The sequence below is a fragment of the Variovorax sp. PAMC28562 genome, from assembly GCF_014303735.1.
Classification (GTDB): domain Bacteria; phylum Pseudomonadota; class Gammaproteobacteria; order Burkholderiales; family Burkholderiaceae_C; genus Variovorax.
Genome location: NZ_CP060296.1, coordinates 1,678,807 through 1,697,933 on the forward strand (window position 1 = coordinate 1,678,807; position 19,127 = coordinate 1,697,933).

Consider the following 19,127-nt stretch of genomic DNA (forward strand, 5'->3'; position numbering starts at 1 on the left):
GCAATCTAGTCTAATTCTTCCAACTCAGCGGATTGGCGGGAGCCGCGTTCAATGTCCAAGATGCTTTCCGAAGAAGCTGGCGATCTCGTCGAACGCTTCTTTGGTCTCAGGCACACGATCGTCGAATTGATATTGGGCATGCGATTGCCCCTCAAAGACGACCAGATCGGCGGGTACGCCTGCCCTGCGTAGCTCGCGGTGGACCCGAACGGTATTGCTCAACAGAAGGTCGCGCGTTCCTGTGGTCAGTATTGCGGGAGGGAAGCCGTGCATATCGCCATAGACCGGAGAGAGCAGCGGATCCTTTAGGTCGTGGCCTTTGGCGTAAATCAGAGTCCCGGCATCGCAGAAGCCGTCACGGGACACAAGAATATTGTCGACCTTCTCATTGGTATAAAAACTGTCGCCCGTCTTCGTCACGTCGGACATCGGCGTCCCAGGAGCAATGGCGCCCGGTACGGGGAGTCCTTGCGCCCGCGCGTTCAACACCATTTCGAGTGTCAATGCGCCACCGGCCGACGTTCCAAAAAATGCAACATTCTTTGAAGGCGTGTTTTTCAAAACGGCCTTGTAAACGTTCACCGCGTCATCTAGCGCAGCGGGGAAATAAGCCTCTGGGGGCATGCGATAGTCGACAGAGATAACTTTATAGTGCCCGAAGCCGGCCATCATGATGGCCTCAGTTGTGCCGGATTCGCCGGGAAACAGAACATAGCAGCCGCCGTGCACATGAATCAGAACCTTGTCGCGGTTTTCTGGTGGAATTACATCGGGCGTAATGGTGAATACTTTGACACCATCGACAGTTGACGCCGTTGACTTTACGTGCAGCCGTTCAAGCATCCCCGGAATTCCTTTGACGGCGTTAGCGGCCTGGACATCCGCATACTTTCTTGCCTCGTCACCGGTTTTCCAAAGCTTGTCCCAATCTGGGTTCAGCGGCGCTGCAATAAAGGCTTGCATGCCGGTGCTGATGCCTGCGGTCGGTACGGGCAAGCTCTTGGCAGGGACCTGTAGTGGTGAAGCGATGTCGACTGCAAAAGCATGCTGGGCAGCCAGTATCGAAGCGGCCAAAAATATTGTCTTTATGGTACTCATGCGAGGTCTTTCGTTCTGGGAAAATTGATTTCGTGCAGTCGCGAAGAAAACTGTGCATCACGGTTTGACTTCAACAGATTGCGCTATCTGCAGATGAATATTCGTACTGGCTTCTCTATTGGCTCGTGTCGGTAACACTCGCTTCTAGGCCGTATCGAAGGCGCCAGATCGGCGCCTATCGTCGACGGGACTCAGTGACTATGGGGCTGCCGGGACTTTTTCAACGGTAGCGGTAGTTAAGCAATGGTTAACGTGTGCTTAACAATCGGGACGCGTTGCCGCCGGCCGTAAATTGGCCTCCCCAGGCGTCAAGATTCAACCGGCGCAGACAGGCCAAGCCTTACCGCTTCAGTCCACGCCCGCCACCGGCGCTTGGCGAATCTAATTCGCACTTCGTCGCAAGGCACGCGACCGTCTGCAAGGTCTTCCAGACAATCGCCGACGTCGTCTCCACTGAAGGCCATCACCATGAATACGTTCACCTCCAAATTGCGCTCCGCCGCCACCGCCATTGGCACCACCATCGCGCTCACGCTCGCCGGCACCTGCGTTCATGCCGCAGGCTTCCAACGCGGCTTTGCCGCCGATCCCGATGGCAAACCATTGGAGATCGGCATCTGGTACCCGAGCGAGGCCACAGCCCGGCCGGTGACGATGGGGCCGACGACGATGAGCGTTGCGGTCGACGGCCCGGTGCAAGGCAAGGCGCTGCCGCTGGTGGTGATGTCGCATGGAAACGGCGGCTCGTTTCTCGGGCACTACGACACGGCCATTGCGCTGGCCGACGCGGGCTTCGTCGTTGCCGCCGTCACCCACACGGGGGACAACTATGCAGACCAGAGCCGCAGCACCGACGTGATGGACCGGCCGCGCCACATGAGCAGGGTGATCGACCACATGCTGTCGGCCTGGGATGGTCGCGGCACGATCGATGCGGCGCGCATCGGCATGTTCGGCTTTTCTTCGGGCGGCTTCACCACGCTGGTGAGCATTGGGGGCGTTCCGGATTTTTCGACAATCGGGTCGATGTGCCGCCAGTATCCCGGCGACTTCGCATGCCAGCTCATCGCCAAGAGCGGCGGCAATGTCACGGCGCCGCACACGTCTGCAACAGCCCGTGCGGCCGACCCTCGCATCAAGGCCGCGGTGGTGGCCGCACCCGCGCTCGGCTTCGCTTTTTCTCCGGACGGGCTCGCTAACGTCAGGGTGCCCGTCCAGCTATGGCGCGCCGAAAACGATCTGATCCTCCCGCACCCGCGCTATGCCGAAGCCGTGCGGCTCGCGCTGCCGGACGCGCGGCAGATGCTGGACTATCGCGTCGTTCCCAATGCCGGGCACTACGACTTTCTGGTGCCGTGCAGCAGTGCCCTGGCGTCGATCGCGCCCGCCATTTGCAGCAGTGCTCCCGGCTTCGACCGGACAGCGTTTCACGCAAGCTTCAACGCGGCGGTCGTGGGCTTTTTCAGCAAGACGTTAGGTGTCGGTTCGCACACTTGATCCGGTTGATGCCACGGTGAGCGTCCATCGAACACGTTTCGCACGCATGAAAATTCGGGCTTTCTGCTGACGGAGGAAATCGGTTCCGACGAGATAATTTCGGCAGCCATGACCACTGACTCCACCACGCCCGCTTCACTCGCAGCGTCCAGCACGTCTGTCTTCGATTCGGGCGGCGGTGTCATGGGCGCCCGGTTGCGCGCTTTTGGCTGGGCCGGCACGCCACTCGGCGCCATCCAAGACTGGACGAGCGCGCTGCGTGTCGCGGTCGATCTCATGATGTCGTCGCACTTTCCGTCGTGCTTGTTCTGGGGCCCGGACCTGGTGGCCATCTATAACAATGGCTACCTCCCCATCCTCGGCGAAAAGCCGGAGGCGCTGGGGCAGCCCATGCGGGTTACGTGGCATGAGACGTGGGAGCAGCTCGAACCGATTGCTGATAAGGCGCTCAGAGGCGAGTCGACCTACATCGAAAACTTCATGATCACCATCGACCGGCATGGCTATCTTGAAGACGCGTACTTCACGTTTTGCTACAGCCCGGTGCGTGACGATCGCGGCCGCATCGTGGCGTTGCTCGACACGGTCACGGAAACGACGGCGCAGGTGCGAGCTGCGCGAGACGCGCTCGACGAACGCGGGCGGCTGCAGCAACTTCTCCAGCAAATGCCGGGCTTCGTGGCCTTGCTCAACGGTTCGTCCCACGTGTACGGCTACGTCAACGACGCATACATCGCCGTTGCCGGCTCGCGTAACTATCTAGGCAGGACCGTGCGCGAAGTCCTCCCCGATCTGGGAGGCCAGGGCTTCTACGAAATGCTCGATGGCGTCTATGCGACCGGCGAAGCGGTCCACGCCAAAGCCCTGCCGATCCGGTTGACCGGCCTCAGCACCATGCGCTACATCGACCTTCTGTTGGAGCCCATGCGCGATGCCGAGGGCCGCATCAGCGGCATCTTCGTGGGCGGCTATGACATCACCGACCGGATCGAGGCCGAGGCCAGGCTGAGTGATTTGAATGTCGAGCTCGAGCGCAAGGTGATCGAACGGTCGCAGGCGCGTGGCCGTACCTGGCAGGCCAGTCCCGATTTGCTCGGTGCGCTCAACGGCGAGGGCTATTTCCAGACATCCAATCCGGCGTGGCATTCGATGCTCGGCTGGACCGAGCAGGAAGTCACCAGCATGTCGATGTTCGAACTCTTGCATCCGGACGATGTGGAGCGCACGCGCAGCGGGTTCAACCTGACCCAGCATGGGCAGCCCGCCATCCGGTTCCCCAATCGGTACCGGCGCAAAGACGGCGGCTATAGATGGATTTCGTGGGTCGGTGTGCCCGAGGACGGTCTGGTCTATTGCAGCGGGCGTGACATCACCGACGAGATGGAGCAGGCCGAAGCGCTCGAACGCACGCAAGACGCGCTGCGGCAGGCGCAGAAGATGGAGGCGCTCGGCCAGCTCACCGGCGGCATCGCGCACGACTTCAACAACATGTTGCAGGGCATCGTCATGCCGCTGCAGTTGATCCGTAAACGGATCGAGGCCGGCCGCTATGACGGGCTCGACCGGTATGTGCAGGCCGGGCTGGAATCCGCCCGGCGGGCAGCATCGATCACGCAACGACTGCTGGCGTTTTCTCGTCGGCAGCCGTTGGCCAACCAGAACGTCGAAGTCGCCGGCACGCTGTTGGGGCTGGAAGAGATCATCCGCAATGCGGCGGGCGAAAACATCGGGATTTTCATCCGCATAGAGGCCGGGCTATGGAACGTGCTGACCGATGCGCACCAGTTCGAAAGCGCCATCATCAATCTCGTCATCAACGCGCGAGACGCCTTGCCCAACGGGGGCGAGGTCACCCTCAGTGCGCGTAACGTGCACATCGGGACGACCGAAGCGCGCTTTACGGAAGGCCTGGACAGCGGCGACTACGTTCAGGTCGACGTGCGCGACACGGGGATCGGGATGCCGCCCGACGTTCTTGCAAAGGCGTTCGAACCTTTCTTTACGACCAAGCCGATGGGGCAGGGGACCGGGCTGGGCCTGTCGATGATCTACGGCTATGCAAGGCAGTCCCGGGGTACCGTCATCATCGAAAGCATCGAGGGCTCCGGTACCTGCGTGCAACTCTATCTGCCTCGTTCCACAGCGATCGAAACACACAAGGGGGAGGGACCGGTTGTTCCCCCATCACGTTCCACCGCCTCGCGCTGCATTCTCGTGGTGGAGGACGACAACGTAGTGCGTCGCATGGTCGTGGAGCTGCTGCGCGACCACGGCTATCAGGTGCTGGAGGCCGGCGACGGTGCCGCGGGCATGGCGCTGCTCGAGGGCTCGATCGCGGTGGACCTGTTGCTCTCCGACGTGGGCTTGCCCGGGCCGAATGGCCGGCAGCTCGCCGACTTCGCCCAGTCCCGCTTCCCGGAGATGAAGATCATCCTGATGACGGGCTACGCCGCGCACGTCGCGACCGACACGGCACAACTGAACCAGGGCGTCGTGCTGATGATCAAGCCGTTCGATGCCGACACTTTGCTAGCCAAAGTGTCGACCGTCCTCGCACTGCGAGAAGCTGTGGGTGCACTGCATTGATTGGGGATGCTGGCCACACCCGGCGTGGAAGATCCCGGGCCTGGCTTTACTACGTCGCGGCACGCAGGGCGGGCAACAGGCGGTCGTACTCGTGCCTCACCACGGCATAGCATTCGCAGGTGCGCGCTTCGAGTCCTTCCCGGTCCAGTACGGTGATCTTGCCGCGCGCATAGCGGATGAGCTTGCTTTTCTTGAGCTTGTTGGCGGCTTCGGTTACGCCTTCGCGGCGCACGCCGAGCATGTTGCCGATGAGTTCCTGCGTCATCACCAATTGGTCGCCCTGCAGCCGATCCAGGCTGAGCAGGAGCCAGCGGCAAAGCTGCTGATCGACCGAGTGATGGCGGTTGCACACAGCGGTTTGCGACATCTGAGCAACGAGCGCCTGCGTGTATCTCAGCAAGAGGTGCATGGCCTGACCGCCGCGCTCGAATTCCTGTTTCAGCGCTATCGCCGGCAACCGAAACCCGTGACCTCCGCTTTGCACCACGATCCGGCTCGTGGCAGAGCCGCCACCCATAAAAAGCGAGATGCCGACAATTCCTTCGTTGCCGACCACAGCCACTTCGGCGGAGGCGCCTGTGTCCATCACGTACAGCAAGGACACGATGGCCGTCGTCGGGAAGTAGACGAACTTCATCGTCTGGTTGGATTCGGCCAGGACCAGGCCCAGGGGCAACGCGACGAACTCAAGGTCAGAAGACCAGCGCTCGCGCTCTGCTGCACTCAATGCCGCCAGAAGCAAATTGGCTTTCAGGTCCTCGTTGGGGAGCGTCTTGGTTGCCATGAGTACTCCGGTGTTGGCTCGGTCAAGTTGAAACTCGGGAGAAGTTAAAACTTTCGGCCACTGTCAAAAATACGACTTACGGCTGATGTGGCTTGTCGGGAATTAGCCCGATATCTCTACAGCTGTTCGGGTTGCCCTTGCACAGGCGTCGCGTTGACGGGGGCAAGGTGCCGATCGGGGATAATTTCGGGGGAGATTTTCTGGCGGCCGAGCGATGCGTTTGCAACGCTGCCTCAACCGGTCGAAGGAGACCTTATGGACGTCGCACGCCGCAACAACGTCAAAATTTTGGGCGATGGCCCGGCCACCATGGTTTTCTCGCATGGGTTCGGTTGCGACCAGAACATGTGGCGCTTTCTGGCGCCGCAGTACTCGGCCCGCTTCAAGACGATCACGTTCGACCTGGTCGGCGCGGGCGGCTCCGATGTCACCGCCTACGACCCCAAAAAATACGCCTCGCTGTCGGGCTACGCGGACGACCTGCTGGAAATCGTCGATGAGTTCGCGACCGGCCCGGTGATTTTTGTCGGCCATTCGGTCAGCGCCATGGTGGGCATGCTGGCCGGCATCCGCGAGCCGGAGAAATTCGCTGCGCACGTCATGTTCGGGCCTTCGCCTTGCTACATCAACGATGGCGACTACGTGGGCGGTTTCTCGCGTGAAGACATCGACTCGCTGCTCGACACGCTGGAGTCGAACTATCTGGGCTGGGCCAGCAGCATGGCACCCGCCATCATGGGCGCGCCGGCACAGCCGGAACTCGGGGAGGAGTTGACCAACAGCTTTTGCCGCACCGACCCCGACATCGCCAAACATTTCGCACGCGTGACCTTCATGGGCGACAACCGTGCCGACGTGGGGAGGCTGATCGCGCCGACGCTGGTCGTGCAGTCCAGCGACGACCTCATCGCACCTTTGTCGGTCGGCGAATATCTGAAACGCACGCTGCCCAATGGCATGCTGCGCGTGGTCGAGAACGTGGGCCATTGCCCGCACCTCAGCGCGCCCTGCGCCAGCGCCGACGTGATGGACGAGTTCCTCGCGACCCTGGGACGTTGACGAATGCCTGAGCAGTTGCCCACGTTGCCGGGTGCGGAGCAGCTTTTTGAGGAATTCCCCAGCGGGCTGCTCGTCACCAGCACGACCGGCCTGATCCTGAAGGTGAACCGTACGTTCTGCAGCTGGGTGGGCATGCCGGCAGAAGAGCTGGTCGGGCTCAAGCGCCTGCAGGAGCTCTTCACCATGGGGGGCAGGATCTTTCACCAGACGCACTGGCTGCCGACGTTGCAGATGCAGGGGTCGCTGTCCGAGGTCAAGTTCGAAGTGCGCCACAAGGACGGCCGCACCATACCGATGATGATGAATGCGATCCGTCGCGTCGGGGCGTCGGGCAGCTACGACGAGATCGCCGTCGCGGTTGCAGAAGAACGCAACAAGTACGAACGCGAGCTGGTCGCGGCGCGCAAGCGGGCGGACGAACTGGTCCTGAAGGAACGAAGCGCGCAGGAAGACCTGACCATCAGCCAGGCCCGATTGCGACAGGCCCTGCGCATCGGTGCCCTGTTTCTTTGGGAGGTCGATGTGGCGAGTGGGCGCAGGCGCTATGAAGACGAAGCCGCCCGCCTGCTCGGGTTCGAGGCGCCGCGCCCTGTCACCGATGTCATGTACGCCGGCGCCATCGCGCCGCACGACCGCGAAAAGGAAGCCGAGGCGTTTGCACATGCCATCGACGGGACGCTCGACGGTTACCAGTGCACCTACCGTCTGAACGGCGTCGACGGCGTCCAGCGCACGGTCGTGTCGTCGGGCCAGGGCTTCTTCGACCAGGAGGGCGCCTTGATCCAGTTCGTCGGAATATTGAGCGACGTGACAGAGCCGACCCGGCAGCGCGCGCTGGCCGAAGACCGGGCATTGTTTGCCGAGCAGATGGTCGGCATCGTGAGCCACGATCTGCGCAATCCGCTCTCTGCCATCCTGATGGGAATCAAGCTGCTTGCGCATGAAGAGACGGCGCCCGGCAAGGTGCGCGTGCTGGGGCACGTGACAAGTTCTGCCACGCGGGCGCAGCGGCTGATCGAAGAGCTGCTCGACTTCACCCAGGCGCGCGTAGGACGGGGTATAGCGGTCGTCCCCAGGCCCTTCGATCTGCACGCTTGCATCGCCACGATCGTCGAGGAGCTGGCGCTGGCCTTCCCCGATCGAAAGATCGTCCACCAGCGACTGGGCGAAGGGCAGGTCGTCGCAGACCCGGACCGCATTGCTCAACTGGTGGGCAATCTGGTGGGGAACGCGATGGCTTACGGCACACCGGGTGGAACCGTCACGGTCAGTTCGTCGACCGATCAACTCACCGCGAGCCTTCGGGTACACAACACGGGCGACGCCATTCCGGACGTGCAGATTGCATCGCTCTTCGAGCCGATGGTGCGTGGTGTTCCCGGTGACAGCGGAATACGCAGCGTCGGCCTGGGCCTGTATATCGTCAAGGCCATCGCGGCGGCGCACCGCGGTGGCGTGACCGTCACGTCCTCGCGGGATCAGGGCACCGAGTTCGTCTTTACGTTCCCGCGCATTTCCTGAAACTGTGCGTCGCGCTGCCTTACAACCCTGCGCGCACCAGCACCACCATGAGCATCGACACGCCGCCCATCGCAAGCGCCAGGGCGATCTGACTCCATCTGCTGTCCATAAATTTTTCTCCGTTGCTTGTTGACGATCGTCCGCGTTACAGCGCGTCGGCCAATCCCTTGTTCGGATTCAGCAGAAACTTCTCGCCCGTCGCCGCCTTGCCGTAGATCGCGATCGCGTCGAGCTGCAGCATCTCCGCCAACGACACCTCGCGCGTGTAGTGGCTGGCAAAGGTGGTCTTCAACTCGTCGGTCACGCGCTTCTTGAGGCGCGAGACGTCGGCAGGTGCGAGCTTCTGTAAAAAGGGGAACAGCAGCCAGCCGCCCATGCTCCACGCCATGCCGAAGGCGCGGGTGAATTCGGTCGGCCCGCGGTCGAGGCCGCCGTAGATGTAGACCTGCTTGTGCGTGGTGGAGCCGTAGCGGCTGTATTCCTTGGCCGTGCGGTTGATCGCGATCTCCATCGCCGTCAATATCTGGCCGGCCAGCTTGCCGCCGCCAGTGGCGTCGAAGGCCAGCGTGGCACCGGTCGCGACGATGGCTTGGGTCAGGTCTTCCATGAAGGTGGGCGACGTGGCGTTGCAGACGTACTTGGCGCCGATGGATCGCAGCAGCGTTTCCTGCTCGGGCTTGCGCACGATGTTGACCAGGTCGATGCCGTCTTTCAGGCAGATCCTGTTGAGCATCTGGCCGAGGTTCGATGCGGCTGCCGTGTGCACCAGCGCCGTGTGGCCTTCGCGCCGCATCGTCTCGACCATGCCGAGCGAGGTCAGCGGGTTGACGAAGCACGACGCGCCTTCGGCCGCGGTCGTGCCCTCGGGCAACAGCAGGCACTGGTCAGCCGGAAAAGCGCGATATCGCGAATACATGGCGCCACCGATCACCGCGACCATCTTGCCGAGCAGCGCTTGCGCCGCCGGCGCCGAACCGGCGCGCACCACCATGCCGGCGCCCTCGTTGCCAACCGGCATTGACTGGCCGAGCCGCCCGGCCATCGCGGGCATGGCGCGCTCGGGCACGGTGGCGGTCACAACGGGCTTGTGCGCCGTGCCCGTCACGGTGGCGGTGCTCATGTCGGCCGCGCCGAAGAGCAGGCCGAGGTCGGACGGGTTCATCGGCGAGCCTTCGACGCGCACCAGCACATCGTTGGCGCCGAGTTCGGGCACCGGCACGTCGGCCAGCGAAAGTTCGAGTTCGCCGTTGGCCTGGATGATCGATCGGAGTTGAAGCGCCATGGTGATGTCTGCCTTGTGTTGTCTTGGAGGGTGCGCTGGGAGTATAGGAACGGCTCGACGGCGCCGTGTGGTCGCGACTGCAATGCCCGCCAGACCCGTGGTCATTCCGAAGACGAATGCTGTAATGCGCGGCAGGTCGTCGAGCCAACGAGACCATCTTCAGGGCCCATTCACTTCATGACCAAACTACTCATCCTCAGCGTGAGCGCCGGCAACGGCCACGTTCGCGCAGCGCAGGCGCTTGCTGCCACCGCCGCGGCGCTGCAGCCGCCCCCCGATTCCACAAGTCACCCGACCGTCGAGGCGACGCACATCGACGCCATGCAATACGTCGCGAGCGGCTTTCGCAAGGTCTACACCGACTGGTACATCCAGCTCGTGAACCGCGCGCCGGAGGTGTGGTCGTACATCCACCAGAAGGCCGACAGCACGCCGCACAGCGCGGCCTCGCAACGGCTGCGCCGCGGCATCGAGCGGGTGAGCGCCGGCGCGCTGCTGCGCGAGGTGCAGCGCGTCAAGCCGGATGCCGTGATCTGCACGCACTTCCTGCCAGCCGAGTTGCTGATGCGCGAGCAGACCAAAGGGCACATCAGATGCCCGGTGTGGCTCCAGGTGACCGACTACGACCTGCACAACATGTGGATCGTGCCCGGCATGGCGGGCTACCTCGCGGCCACCGACGAGGTCGCGTTTCGCATGCGGGCGCGTGGCTTGGCGACCGACCGCATCCATGTGACCGGCATCCCGGTGATGCCGGCGTTCTCGCAACCCGACGCACCCGCGCTGGCACGCGATGCGTGCGTGACGCGGCTCGGGCTCGACCCGGCGCGCAAGGTGGTGTTGATGGCGTCGGGCGGTGCCGGTGTCGGCGATTTGCCGAGCATGGTCGAGCGCGTGCTGGCGCTCAGTGGGCCGGGCAGTGACTTTCAGGTGATCGCAGTGGCGGGGCGCAATGCGGCGGCGCATGCGTCGCTTACGGCGCTGGCCCAGCGCATGCCCGGTCGACTGGTGGCCATCGGCTTCACCGACGAAATGGAAAAGCTCATGGCTGCCGCCGACCTGGTCGTGACCAAGCCCGGCGGGCTGACGATCTCCGAATGCCTCGCACTCGGCAAGCCGATGCTGCTCGTCTCGCCCATCCCGGGGCAGGAAGAGCACAACGCCGGCTTCCTGCTGGAAGAGGGCGCCGCCTGGCTGGCGTACGACACCATCGGCCTCGAATACAAGGTCGCCCACCTGATGGCCGCGCCCGACAAGCTGGCGCAGATGGCGCGCAAGAGCCGCGCGCTCGGCAAGCCCGATGCGGCTCGGCGCGTGCTCGACTGCGTGCTGGGCACGGGTCGGTCAGCAACTACGGCGGGTGCTCGATGAGTTGGAACGAACCTGGCCTGACGGTGGAATTGGGCACGGGCGATGTCGGTTGGCGCCGCACCGTCATGTACATGGCCTGGGTGCTGGTGATGGCGTTCTTCTTCGCCAACGCCGAGATCCAGATCGAGGGCGGTGCCGGCTGGGCGACCAGCCTCCCGACCTGGCGCATCGAGCACCACTGGCTGCTCGACATCTTCTGGGGCGGCCGCGCGATGACCGGCTACCACGCTTGGGTGTTCAGCTTCATGGCGCTGGTGTTCTATTCGCCGCTCGCCTTCAACGGCCGCGGCCGATGGCGCGACGCCGGGCTGGCGCTGTGCGGGCTCATCGCCTTCTGGATCGTCGAAGACTTCCTGTGGTTCATCATCAATCCGGCGTGGGGCTTGGCGCAGTTCAGGCCCGAGCTGGTGACGTGGCACAAGCACTGGGTGATGGGCGCGCCGGTCGACTACTGGGTCGGGCTCGGTGTGATTGCGCTCATCCTGTATTTCAGGCATCGGCCGCGTGCCGAGCATGAAAGGGCCGAAAAGGCAACGCGATGAAGCGGCGCTCCAAGCGGCACGACGCGCCGGTAGATGCGGCCGGGCGGGCCGTCGGATGGGCCCAAGCGGTGACCGGCGTGGAGCGCCCCGTCGACAACCTGTACCGCATCACGCCCACGCTCTACCGCAGCGCGCAGCCGCGCCGCGAAGACGTACCGGCCTTGCAGGCGCTCGGCATCAAGACCGTCATCAGTTTTCGCTCGTTCAACAGCGACGAGCGCACCTTTCGCGGCAGTCCGGGCGGCAGCGGCATCGACCTGGTCCGCGTGCCGATCGACACCTGGTCGATCAACGACGACGAAGTGCAGCGCGCCCTCGTCGCCATCCGCGAGGCAGAGAAGAAGGGCCCGGTGCTCATTCATTGCTGGCACGGCGCCGACCGCACCGGCGTTGTCGCGGCGGTCTACCGCATGGCGCTGCAAGGCTGGAGCAAAGACGCCGCCCGGCACGAGATGCTTCGCGGTGGTTTCGGGTATCACACGCTGTGGCGGAATATTCCGCGCTATCTGGAGCAGCTGGACGTGGGCGCGATGCGGGAGGCCTTGACGAAGGCGTCGCGTGCGCCGCTTGAGAACTCGCAGAAGCTGTTGGGCCAATGCACGCCGACCTCGGCTCGGTAGACTCGGCGCCACTGCACCATGACCGAGTCCACACCTTCTGCCCCCGGCGCCGTGCGCCTGAACAAACGCATGGCCGAGCTCGGCCTGTGCTCGCGCCGCGAGGCCGACGAATGGATCGCGCTGGGTTGGGTCAAGGTCAATGGCCGGCCGGCCGAGATGGGCGTCAAGGTGACACCGGCAGATCGTGTCGAGGTCGACCGCAAGGCCGAGCAGCATCAGCAGCAGCGGGTAACGATCATCCTGCACAAGCCGATGGGCTACGTGAGCGGCCAGGCCGAAGACGGTCACGAGCCCGCAGTGGTGCTCGTCAACCCGCGCACGCACTGGCGCGAGGATCCGAGCCGCAACCGGTTCTCCCCACCGCAACTGCGCGGCCTGGCGCCTGCAGGGCGGCTCGACATCGACTCGGTCGGCCTGCTGGTGTTGACGCAAGACGGCCGCGTGGCGCGCCAGCTCATCGGCGAAGACTCGGGGATGGAGAAGGAATACCTGGTGCGCGTCGCTTATCACGGCCTGGGCAGGCCGGCGCCCATGGGGCAACTGGTGCGCATCGATGACGACGATCCCATCACAACGAATGTGCAGGCGGTCTTTCCGCCCGCCCTGCTCGCCAGGCTACGCCATGGCCTGAGCCTGGACGGTCAGCCACTCAAGCCGGCGCGGGTCGATTGGCAGAACCCCGAGCAACTGCGCTTCGTGCTGACCGAAGGCAAGAAGCGGCAGATCCGTCGCATGTGCGAGCAGGTCGGCCTGAAGGTGGTGGGCTTGAAGCGCATCCGTATCGGCCGGGTCGTACTGGGCAATCTGCCGGCCGGGCAGTGGCGTTACCTCGGAGCCGACGAGCGCTTCTAGAGCGCGGACCGCTGTCCTCACCAGGAGCCTCACCAGGAGATAAGCGGTGCACGTTGCAGCCAGGTGTCGCTGCGCACCTGGTCCAGCACGAAGGCGGCAACGTCGCCCCGGGCAATCGTTCCGCCATGGAACGCAGACAAATCCGTGAGGGTGCGGACCGAGGGCCCGGAGGCCTTGTCGTTCAGCATTGAAGGGCGCACCAGAACCCAGTCCAATCCGCTTCCCCGGACCACGGCTTCCTGCCGATCCTTGTCTGCATAGACCTTCCGCAACAGTGCGGGAAAAATCACCCGGTCGAAAAGAAAGCCGCCGTGTCCGACGCTGTCTCCAGCGCCCATGCCGGTGATGCAGACGAGCCGTTTGATTCCTTCTGCCCGCATCGCACCGACGAGCGCGCGCGTTGCGGTTGAAAGAAGGGTCACCTCCCGAAAAGGACTGGCCGGCGTGCCCAGTGCACTCACGACCGCGTTGCGGCCTTGCAGCGCCTTGCGCAAGGCCTGCTCGTCACGGGCGTCGCCGACGTGGATCTCGGCGCCCTCGAGACCTGATGCTTTCGCGGGTGATCGCACCATGGCGCGGACGTCGTACCCCCGTGCAAGTGCCTGCCTGACGATCAGTCGGCCGGTGCCGCCCGTGGCGCCCAGAACCAGTATTTTCGGGCGAGCCGTTGCGCTGTCGGTGGTGTTGGCGACGTCGGATGCGTTCATGGCATCAGACCGAGGCCGCGATCTGCGAAGCGAAGTCGCGATACGAGTGCAGAGGGCGCCCCAACATCGTCGTCAGGCGCTCGACGTCGCCCTGGTCCGGGTTCATGCCCTCGGTCAGGAAGCGTTCGCTCATGAGGCGCATGTCGTACGCCATCCAGCTCGGCATGAAGTTCAGCAGGTTCTTCTCGAAGCCCGCGGTGTCGTCGCCGCCGTAGGCGATCGGGCGACCCAACACGTCTGACCAGATGGCAGCAACATCGAGTCCCGTCAGCGAGTCGGGGCCAACAAGATTGATGCGGCTGAGCGGCAGTGCGCCGGATGCCTGTTCACGGCGGAGCAGTTCGATAGCCGCGATCTCCGCGATGTCGCGCGTGTCGACCATGGCGAGCCCTTTAGCGCCGATCGGCATCGGGTACACGCCGTGCGCGAGGACGACATCCTTGATCGTGAGATCGTTTTGAATGAAGTAGGCCGGCCGAAGGATGGTCGCGCCCATGCCCATCTGCTCGATCATCCGCTCGACGCCGAACTTGCCTGCGAAGTGGGGAACATTCAGGTACCTGTCGCTGTGAATCACGGACAGGTAAACGATCCGATCGATGCTTGCCTCGCGTGCCAGGTTGAGCGTCATCAACGCCTGCGTGAACTCGTCCGGCACCACGCCGTTGAGCAGGAACAAGGTCGATACGCCGGTCAGGGCGCTGCGCAACGACGCCACATCGAGCAAGTCGCCTTGAACGACCTCCACGCCCGCGGGGAAGGCGAGCTTTGCCGGATCGCGAACGAGCGCGCGGACAGAAGCGCCACGGTCGACGAGTTGCTGGACGACCTGGCGGCCGATGGCGCCACTGGCGCCGGTGATGAGGATGGTCATGAAAAACTCCGGTTTGATTGAAGAGGCCTCGATCTTCATCGTTCCGTTCAGAGCCTCATAGCCGCTATATTTGGACACTTCGTCTCACTGGTGGAACACATGGACCTGCTTGCCCTGACTGACTTCAACCTCGTGGCACGGCATGGCGGTTTCGGACGCGCGTCTCGGGAATCCGGACGCCCCAAAGCGACCTTGTCGCGGCGCGTCGCCGACCTTGAAAGCGGACTCAACCTGCGATTGTTCGAGCGGGGAGCGCGGACCTTGAAGCTCACCGAGGAAGGGCGCGCCCTCCATGAGAGGACGTCGGTGTTGCTCGCCGAACTCGACGAGACGGCCGCGGCCATCGCGTCGGGCGGAGATACGCCACGAGGCGTCTTGCGGGTCAGTGCGCCGCTGCTGTTCTCTCAGGCGGCCATGGGCAAGATCGCTGCCCAGTTCGCGCTCAGGCATTCGCAAATCCGGCTGGAGGTCACCACCGAAGATCGCGCTGTCGACATGGTGGAGGAGGGGTACGACCTGGTGATCCGGGTCAACCCAGATCCCGATGCGAGGTTGGTAGGGCGGATCTTCATGAGGGATCGACTCGTCGTGGTCGCAAGCCCGAATTTCAAGAAGCCGGTGCGCAAGATGACTATTGCCGCCATCGTGCGGGGGAGCGGCCCGGGTGATCGAACCTCCTCATGGGAATACACCAGCCCCTCTGGCAAGAAGCGCGTCGACGTGGAGCCTGTGCTGCAGCTGTCGTCGTTGTTCATGGTTCGCGACGCTGTCCGCGCCGGCGTCGGTGCTGCGCGCTTGCCCGTGTCTCTGGTGACGAAAGACCTGCTCGCTGGAAAGTTGGTGCTCTGGGGCGATGTGGAGGGCCCGGAGATTGCGCTGTGGGCGCTGTATCCATCGCGGCGATTGCTGAGTACCCGCGTCTCTACATTCCTGTCCTTCTTAAAGGATGCGTTTCCACAGGGGTCACCCGACGAACTGGCTTCCTTCATCGATTGAATTTCGAGCCGCCGTCAAGTCCCTCATGTCGTTGCTCGTGTTTCCAGATAAGCGGCCGTATCGGCGGCGCCCATGCTTCGGGCCAGATCCAGTGCAGACAGCCCTTCGGAGCCTGTCGCGTTGACGTCGATGCCCTGTGCCAGCAAAGTTTTCACGATCTCGAGCCGGTTGAACATCGCCGCGAACATCAGAGGCGTTTTTCCGCCGGGCGGCGCAAAGCCCGGCTTGGCGCCGTGAGAGAGCAGCAGGTCGACGATGCCTTGAACGTGCGAGCTCAAAGACCTCTTGCGCAAACTCAATGAACTCCTGATTTGCGGGAGCGGGTGTTGAGGTTGGAGCGTTCATCGTCAAAGGCCGGTGAGTGATGTGGTCGGGCTGATGTGGTCAGGCAGATCTCCACGATGTCTTCGTACGCGCAAATGTGCACGCGACAAAACAATCGGTCCAGGTAAGACAAGTGCCCGAGCTGCCTCATTCCGCTTAGTGCAGCGTCAGTCCAAGCCGCTCACGACGCCGGCGCGACTGCCAATCTGGGCCAAGTCGCAGTCACCACCGCGGAGCCGGCGTACACGCCGCGCCAGCCGACCAGGTCGGCGACCACACCCGACCAGACCCTCGCGAGCAGCAAACCGACGACCACGCCCGCCTGTGTGGCCGTCACGACCCCGCCGATGGCCGCGGCAGAGACACCGAAATCTGCCGCCAGGCTGTCGAGCAATGGCTGCGCGAAGTACACATTGGCTACGCTGACGCCGCTGGTGCAGGCGAAGAGGGCGACCAGCTTTCGCGGCATGCCGGGAGTGTTGTTCGAATCGACCATCGGCAGAAATTCCAATCTCTTTCCAGTTTTAATTTAAAACTGGACGGAGCTTAGCCGATGAGTTTTAAAATGCAACCAGTAGGCGGCATGTCGTTGCCCGGAGATGTCGATGGCAGAACGAAAGCGAATGAACGCGGCGAGCTGTCCGGTTGCGCGCGCGCTGGACGTGATCGGGGACCGCTGGTCGCTGCTGATCGTGCGCGACGCGTTCGATGGCATCGCCCGCTTCGGCGATTTCCAGGCGAGCCTGGGCGTGGCGCGCAACATCCTGGCAAGCCGGCTCAAGGCGCTGGTGGAGGAAGACGTGATGGAGGTCCAGCCGGCCGCGGACGGCACGGCTTACCAGCAGTACGTGCTGACAGCCAAGGGGCGGTCACTGTTCCCGGTCATCGTGGGGTTGAGGCAATGGGGCGAGGGCAACCTCTATCGACGTGGCGAGCGCCGCTCGAGGCTGGTCGCCAGGGACACCGGCAAACCGGTGGAGCGCCTTCAAGTTTCGGGCGCCGACGGTCGCGTTCTGAAGCCGGGCGATGTCGTGGTGGTCGAGAAGTAGTGCCTGGGAGATCCAACGCGAAGTGTGCAGTCCGTGAGCCGGCCATGAAGTGAAGGCGCTACTACGTCCTCTGCCATATTGCCGCGCCCAGCCGCGTCGAGGACATTGGACGCACTCTCGACGGCAGGACACACCGCATGGCCCAGTTCAGTGTTAACTCGCAGCGCTTCGATCCGTACAAGAATTTCAAGTTCAGGATCAAGTGGGACGGTCGCTATGTGGCCGGCATCAGCAGAGTGTCGCCGCTCAGGCGAACCACCGAAGTCATTCGGTACCGGGAAGGCGGCGACCCGTCGTCTTCGCGCAAGTCACCGGGGCGTACCGAATTCGACGCGATCACACTCGAGCGCGGCGTCACGCATGACGCGGAGTTCGAGCAATGGGCGAATAAGGTCTGGAACTTCGGTGCTGGTCTGGGTGCCGAGGTATCGCTCAAGGACTTTCGGAAAGACCTCATCCTCGAGCTCTACAACGAGGCCGGCCAGCTCGTCAAAGCCTGGCACCTGTTCCGGTGCTGGGTTTCCGAATACGCGGCCCTGCCGGAACTCGACGCCAATGGCGCCGCGGTCGCGATCGAGCTCATCAAGATCGAGAACGAGGGCTGGGTTCGCGATGTCGACGTGCAGGAGCCGAGCGAGCCTGCTCTCGACGAGCCGGCTTGATGACGACGTCAGGCTTGATCAAGGGCGGGCTGATCGTCCTCGCGCCCGGCGGCGGTGCAGTGCAGCGAGCGATCGCGCTGCAATACAACCCCGAGACGGTGACGCGCAGCTTCGAACCGCAGGGCCAGGGTGGTCGAAGGGGCCCGGGCGATCAGCCCTATCACTTCACCGGACCGGCGATCGAATCGATCCAGCTGGCCGCCACGCTCGACGCAACGGATGCACTCGAACGCGCCGACGATCCTGCGGTGGCGAGGGCTGGCATCGCGCCGCAACTCGCGATGCTCGAAGCGCTGGTGCAGCCGAGCGCCGACGAACTGACGACCAAAGCTCAGAGGCCCAAGGATGTTCATGAGGCGCCGCTGGTGCTCTTTGTCTGGGGCGCACATCGCGTGGTGCCGGTGCGAGTGACGCAGTTGTCGATTGTCGAAGAAGCCTTCGACCGTGCGCTGAACCCGCTGCGTGCACGCGTCGCGCTCGGACTCCGGGTGCTCACGACCGCCGACTTCAGCCCGACCCATCGAGGGTCGACGATATTTCTGGCCTACCTGCGCGGCCGTGAGGCGCTCGCGCAATCGGCACCGGCTGTCGCGCTCGAAGCGCTCGGCCTGCGCGGCCCGCCTTGAAGTCCAGGGCAACGACAAGCTGAAAGCTGAAACTAGCTGGCGCAGACCTTGTTGTGCGACGCGTGCATGCCCTTCGCCTTGGCATCCGCTTCGCTCAGATATTCGCCCTTCTTGGTCTTGCCGTAGTAGCGGTCGCCCATGCAGTGATAGACCTTGGTCTCGTCGTTGGCCCACACCTTGCCGGCACCGCCGCCTGGCGCCGCGGTCATGGTCGAAGGGTCGTTCTTCGCGGGGGTCTTTGTGGCACCACCGGTCGAAGGCGCGACACCTGTTTTGCTCACGGCGGCTGATTGCGTCTGCACTGCGGGCGCTGCGGTGGTGGGTGCGGCGGCGGCAGTCTTGCCGTACCAGGTCTTGATGCCCTTGTGCCCGCGGCAGGCGCCCGACTTGGTGTCGGGCGAGGCGTAGCTGTCGTCCTTGCATTGCACCGTGCTGCCTGCCGGCGCGTCGGCCGGAAGAGTCTGTGCCTGGGCGGCCAGCATGCCGATGAGGCCAGTGGCGGCGAGCAATAACTTGGCGGAAAACTTCATGCAAAAAACTCCTGAAGGATATTGGGATGGTGACGAAACGCGCATGGTCAGCGTCCGTTCCCAGCGCCACCTGACTCAACCGCGATCGACGGACCTTTTTCCACTCAGGTCACCCTAAGAAAAGCGGCGTAGCCTCGCGCCGTCTGC

General features: G+C 63.5%; 19 protein-coding genes and 1 pseudogene. 12 read left to right on the top strand and 8 right to left on the bottom strand.

Annotation, left to right across the window (positions count from 1 at the left end; translation table 11 throughout):
• Positions 1-48: 48 nt before the first annotated feature.
• Positions 49-1,098, bottom strand: a complete 1,050-nt coding sequence (locus tag H7F36_RS08005) for an alpha/beta hydrolase (protein ID WP_187054167.1) — start codon at positions 1,096-1,098, stop codon at positions 49-51.
• A 468-nt stretch (positions 1,099-1,566) separates the two neighbouring features.
• Here H7F36_RS08005 and H7F36_RS08010 point away from each other — a divergent pair, with 468 nt between their 5' ends.
• Positions 1,567-2,595 (top strand): alpha/beta hydrolase family protein, encoded by a 1,029-nt coding sequence (locus tag H7F36_RS08010; protein WP_187054168.1) that lies wholly within the window; start codon positions 1,567-1,569, stop codon positions 2,593-2,595.
• A gap of 108 nt (positions 2,596-2,703) precedes the next feature.
• Positions 2,704-5,181, top strand: a complete 2,478-nt coding sequence (locus H7F36_RS08015) for a PAS domain-containing protein (RefSeq protein ID WP_187054169.1) — start codon at positions 2,704-2,706, stop codon at positions 5,179-5,181.
• A 49-nt stretch (positions 5,182-5,230) separates the two neighbouring features.
• Here H7F36_RS08015 and H7F36_RS08020 read toward each other — a convergent pair whose 3' ends face one another.
• A complete protein-coding gene (locus H7F36_RS08020; RefSeq protein ID WP_187054170.1) occupies positions 5,231-5,965 on the bottom strand; it encodes a Crp/Fnr family transcriptional regulator in 735 nt (244 codons plus the stop codon).
• Between the two features lie 255 nt (positions 5,966-6,220).
• On the opposite strand from H7F36_RS08020, the gene H7F36_RS08025 reads away from it, so the two are divergent.
• Together H7F36_RS08025 and H7F36_RS08030 are read left to right on the top strand one after the other, a co-directional pair.
• Positions 6,221-7,024, top strand: coding sequence for an alpha/beta fold hydrolase (locus tag H7F36_RS08025; protein WP_187054171.1), 804 nt, complete (start codon positions 6,221-6,223; stop codon positions 7,022-7,024).
• A gap of 3 nt (positions 7,025-7,027) precedes the next feature.
• Positions 7,028-8,545 carry an ATP-binding protein gene (locus H7F36_RS08030; protein WP_187054172.1) on the top strand — a complete coding sequence of 506 codons (1,518 nt, stop codon included), beginning with the start codon at positions 7,028-7,030 and terminating at the stop codon, positions 8,543-8,545.
• A 145-nt stretch (positions 8,546-8,690) separates the two neighbouring features.
• Here the strand turns inward: H7F36_RS08030 and H7F36_RS08035 are convergent, their stop codons facing one another.
• Positions 8,691-9,827, bottom strand: a complete 1,137-nt coding sequence (locus H7F36_RS08035; protein WP_187054173.1) for a zinc-binding dehydrogenase — start codon at positions 9,825-9,827, stop codon at positions 8,691-8,693.
• Between the two features lie 177 nt (positions 9,828-10,004).
• Here H7F36_RS08035 and H7F36_RS08040 point away from each other — a divergent pair, with 177 nt between their 5' ends.
• Genes H7F36_RS08040 through H7F36_RS08055 form a run of 4 tightly spaced genes read left to right on the top strand, consistent with a single transcriptional unit; the run spans position 10,005 to position 13,212 of the window.
• Positions 10,005-11,198: an MGDG synthase family glycosyltransferase gene (locus H7F36_RS08040; RefSeq protein WP_187054174.1), complete on the top strand. Its 1,194-nt coding sequence runs from the start codon at positions 10,005-10,007 to the stop codon at positions 11,196-11,198.
• Positions 11,195-11,740: a hypothetical protein gene (locus H7F36_RS08045; protein WP_187054175.1), complete on the top strand. Its 546-nt coding sequence runs from the start codon at positions 11,195-11,197 to the stop codon at positions 11,738-11,740. Before H7F36_RS08040 ends, H7F36_RS08045 begins: the two co-directional genes overlap by 4 nt.
• Positions 11,737-12,360, top strand: coding sequence for a dual specificity protein phosphatase family protein (locus tag H7F36_RS08050; RefSeq protein ID WP_187054176.1), 624 nt, complete (start codon positions 11,737-11,739; stop codon positions 12,358-12,360). Before H7F36_RS08045 ends, H7F36_RS08050 begins: the two co-directional genes overlap by 4 nt.
• 18 nt (positions 12,361-12,378) lie before the next feature.
• The gene (locus H7F36_RS08055) at positions 12,379-13,212 is read left to right on the top strand and encodes a pseudouridine synthase (RefSeq protein ID WP_187054177.1); all 834 of its coding nucleotides are present in this window, start codon (positions 12,379-12,381) and stop codon (positions 13,210-13,212) included.
• Between the two features lie 29 nt (positions 13,213-13,241).
• Here H7F36_RS08055 and H7F36_RS08060 read toward each other — a convergent pair whose 3' ends face one another.
• Positions 13,242-13,919, bottom strand: a complete 678-nt coding sequence (locus H7F36_RS08060) for an NAD(P)-dependent oxidoreductase (RefSeq protein ID WP_187054178.1) — start codon at positions 13,917-13,919, stop codon at positions 13,242-13,244.
• A 4-nt stretch (positions 13,920-13,923) separates the two neighbouring features.
• Positions 13,924-14,793, bottom strand: a complete 870-nt coding sequence (locus H7F36_RS08065) for an SDR family oxidoreductase (RefSeq protein ID WP_187054179.1) — start codon at positions 14,791-14,793, stop codon at positions 13,924-13,926.
• Positions 14,794-14,892: 99 nt separating this feature from the next.
• Here H7F36_RS08065 and H7F36_RS08070 point away from each other — a divergent pair, with 99 nt between their 5' ends.
• Positions 14,893-15,789 carry a LysR family transcriptional regulator gene (locus H7F36_RS08070; RefSeq protein ID WP_187054180.1) on the top strand — a complete coding sequence of 299 codons (897 nt, stop codon included), beginning with the start codon at positions 14,893-14,895 and terminating at the stop codon, positions 15,787-15,789.
• A gap of 23 nt (positions 15,790-15,812) precedes the next feature.
• Here H7F36_RS08070 and H7F36_RS08075 read toward each other — a convergent pair whose 3' ends face one another.
• Complete coding sequence (locus H7F36_RS08075) at positions 15,813-16,067, bottom strand: ankyrin repeat domain-containing protein (protein WP_187054181.1); 255 nt, start codon at positions 16,065-16,067, stop codon at positions 15,813-15,815.
• A gap of 341 nt (positions 16,068-16,408) precedes the next feature.
• A pseudogene (locus H7F36_RS08080) lies at positions 16,409-16,582 on the bottom strand (MFS transporter); the annotation flags it as partial.
• 136 nt (positions 16,583-16,718) lie between these two features.
• Between H7F36_RS08080 and H7F36_RS08085 the strand changes: the two are divergent.
• The 3 genes from H7F36_RS08085 (at position 16,719) to H7F36_RS08095 (ending at position 18,450) form a co-directional block, all read left to right on the top strand.
• Positions 16,719-17,162 carry a winged helix-turn-helix transcriptional regulator gene (locus tag H7F36_RS08085; protein ID WP_187054182.1) on the top strand — a complete coding sequence of 148 codons (444 nt, stop codon included), beginning with the start codon at positions 16,719-16,721 and terminating at the stop codon, positions 17,160-17,162.
• A 137-nt stretch (positions 17,163-17,299) separates the two neighbouring features.
• A complete protein-coding gene (locus H7F36_RS08090) occupies positions 17,300-17,824 on the top strand; it encodes a phage tail protein (protein ID WP_187054183.1) in 525 nt (174 codons plus the stop codon).
• Positions 17,824-18,450, top strand: a complete 627-nt coding sequence (locus H7F36_RS08095) for a hypothetical protein (RefSeq protein ID WP_187054184.1) — start codon at positions 17,824-17,826, stop codon at positions 18,448-18,450. Before H7F36_RS08090 ends, H7F36_RS08095 begins: the two co-directional genes overlap by 1 nt.
• 32 nt (positions 18,451-18,482) lie before the next feature.
• Here H7F36_RS08095 and H7F36_RS08100 read toward each other — a convergent pair whose 3' ends face one another.
• Positions 18,483-18,980 carry a DUF3761 domain-containing protein gene (locus H7F36_RS08100; RefSeq protein WP_187054185.1) on the bottom strand — a complete coding sequence of 166 codons (498 nt, stop codon included), beginning with the start codon at positions 18,978-18,980 and terminating at the stop codon, positions 18,483-18,485.
• Positions 18,981-19,127 lie beyond the last annotated feature (147 nt).

What these genes read in the sequence shown, in the direction of transcription:
- H7F36_RS08085 (WP_187054182.1), top strand. Translation starts at nt 16,719, where the DNA reads ATGGCAGAACGAAAGCGAATGAACGCGGCGAGCTGTCCGGTTGCGCGC.
- H7F36_RS08035 (WP_187054173.1), bottom strand. Translation starts at nt 9,827, where the DNA reads ATGGCGCTTCAACTCCGATCGATCATCCAGGCCAACGGCGAACTCGAA.
- H7F36_RS08045 (WP_187054175.1), top strand. Translation starts at nt 11,195, where the DNA reads ATGAGTTGGAACGAACCTGGCCTGACGGTGGAATTGGGCACGGGCGAT.
- H7F36_RS08010 (WP_187054168.1), top strand. Translation starts at nt 1,567, where the DNA reads ATGAATACGTTCACCTCCAAATTGCGCTCCGCCGCCACCGCCATTGGC.
- H7F36_RS08050 (WP_187054176.1), top strand. Translation starts at nt 11,737, where the DNA reads ATGAAGCGGCGCTCCAAGCGGCACGACGCGCCGGTAGATGCGGCCGGG.
- H7F36_RS08060 (WP_187054178.1), bottom strand. Translation starts at nt 13,919, where the DNA reads ATGAACGCATCCGACGTCGCCAACACCACCGACAGCGCAACGGCTCGC.
- H7F36_RS08070 (WP_187054180.1), top strand. Translation starts at nt 14,893, where the DNA reads ATGGACCTGCTTGCCCTGACTGACTTCAACCTCGTGGCACGGCATGGC.
- H7F36_RS08015 (WP_187054169.1), top strand. Translation starts at nt 2,704, where the DNA reads ATGACCACTGACTCCACCACGCCCGCTTCACTCGCAGCGTCCAGCACG.
- H7F36_RS08065 (WP_187054179.1), bottom strand. Translation starts at nt 14,793, where the DNA reads ATGACCATCCTCATCACCGGCGCCAGTGGCGCCATCGGCCGCCAGGTC.
- H7F36_RS08055 (WP_187054177.1), top strand. Translation starts at nt 12,379, where the DNA reads ATGACCGAGTCCACACCTTCTGCCCCCGGCGCCGTGCGCCTGAACAAA.
- H7F36_RS08100 (WP_187054185.1), bottom strand. Translation starts at nt 18,980, where the DNA reads ATGAAGTTTTCCGCCAAGTTATTGCTCGCCGCCACTGGCCTCATCGGC.
- H7F36_RS08005 (WP_187054167.1), bottom strand. Translation starts at nt 1,098, where the DNA reads ATGAGTACCATAAAGACAATATTTTTGGCCGCTTCGATACTGGCTGCC.
- H7F36_RS08020 (WP_187054170.1), bottom strand. Translation starts at nt 5,965, where the DNA reads ATGGCAACCAAGACGCTCCCCAACGAGGACCTGAAAGCCAATTTGCTT.
- H7F36_RS08095 (WP_187054184.1), top strand. Translation starts at nt 17,824, where the DNA reads ATGACGACGTCAGGCTTGATCAAGGGCGGGCTGATCGTCCTCGCGCCC.
- H7F36_RS08040 (WP_187054174.1), top strand. Translation starts at nt 10,005, where the DNA reads ATGACCAAACTACTCATCCTCAGCGTGAGCGCCGGCAACGGCCACGTT.
- H7F36_RS08090 (WP_187054183.1), top strand. Translation starts at nt 17,300, where the DNA reads ATGGCCCAGTTCAGTGTTAACTCGCAGCGCTTCGATCCGTACAAGAAT.
- H7F36_RS08030 (WP_187054172.1), top strand. Translation starts at nt 7,028, where the DNA reads ATGCCTGAGCAGTTGCCCACGTTGCCGGGTGCGGAGCAGCTTTTTGAG.
- H7F36_RS08025 (WP_187054171.1), top strand. Translation starts at nt 6,221, where the DNA reads ATGGACGTCGCACGCCGCAACAACGTCAAAATTTTGGGCGATGGCCCG.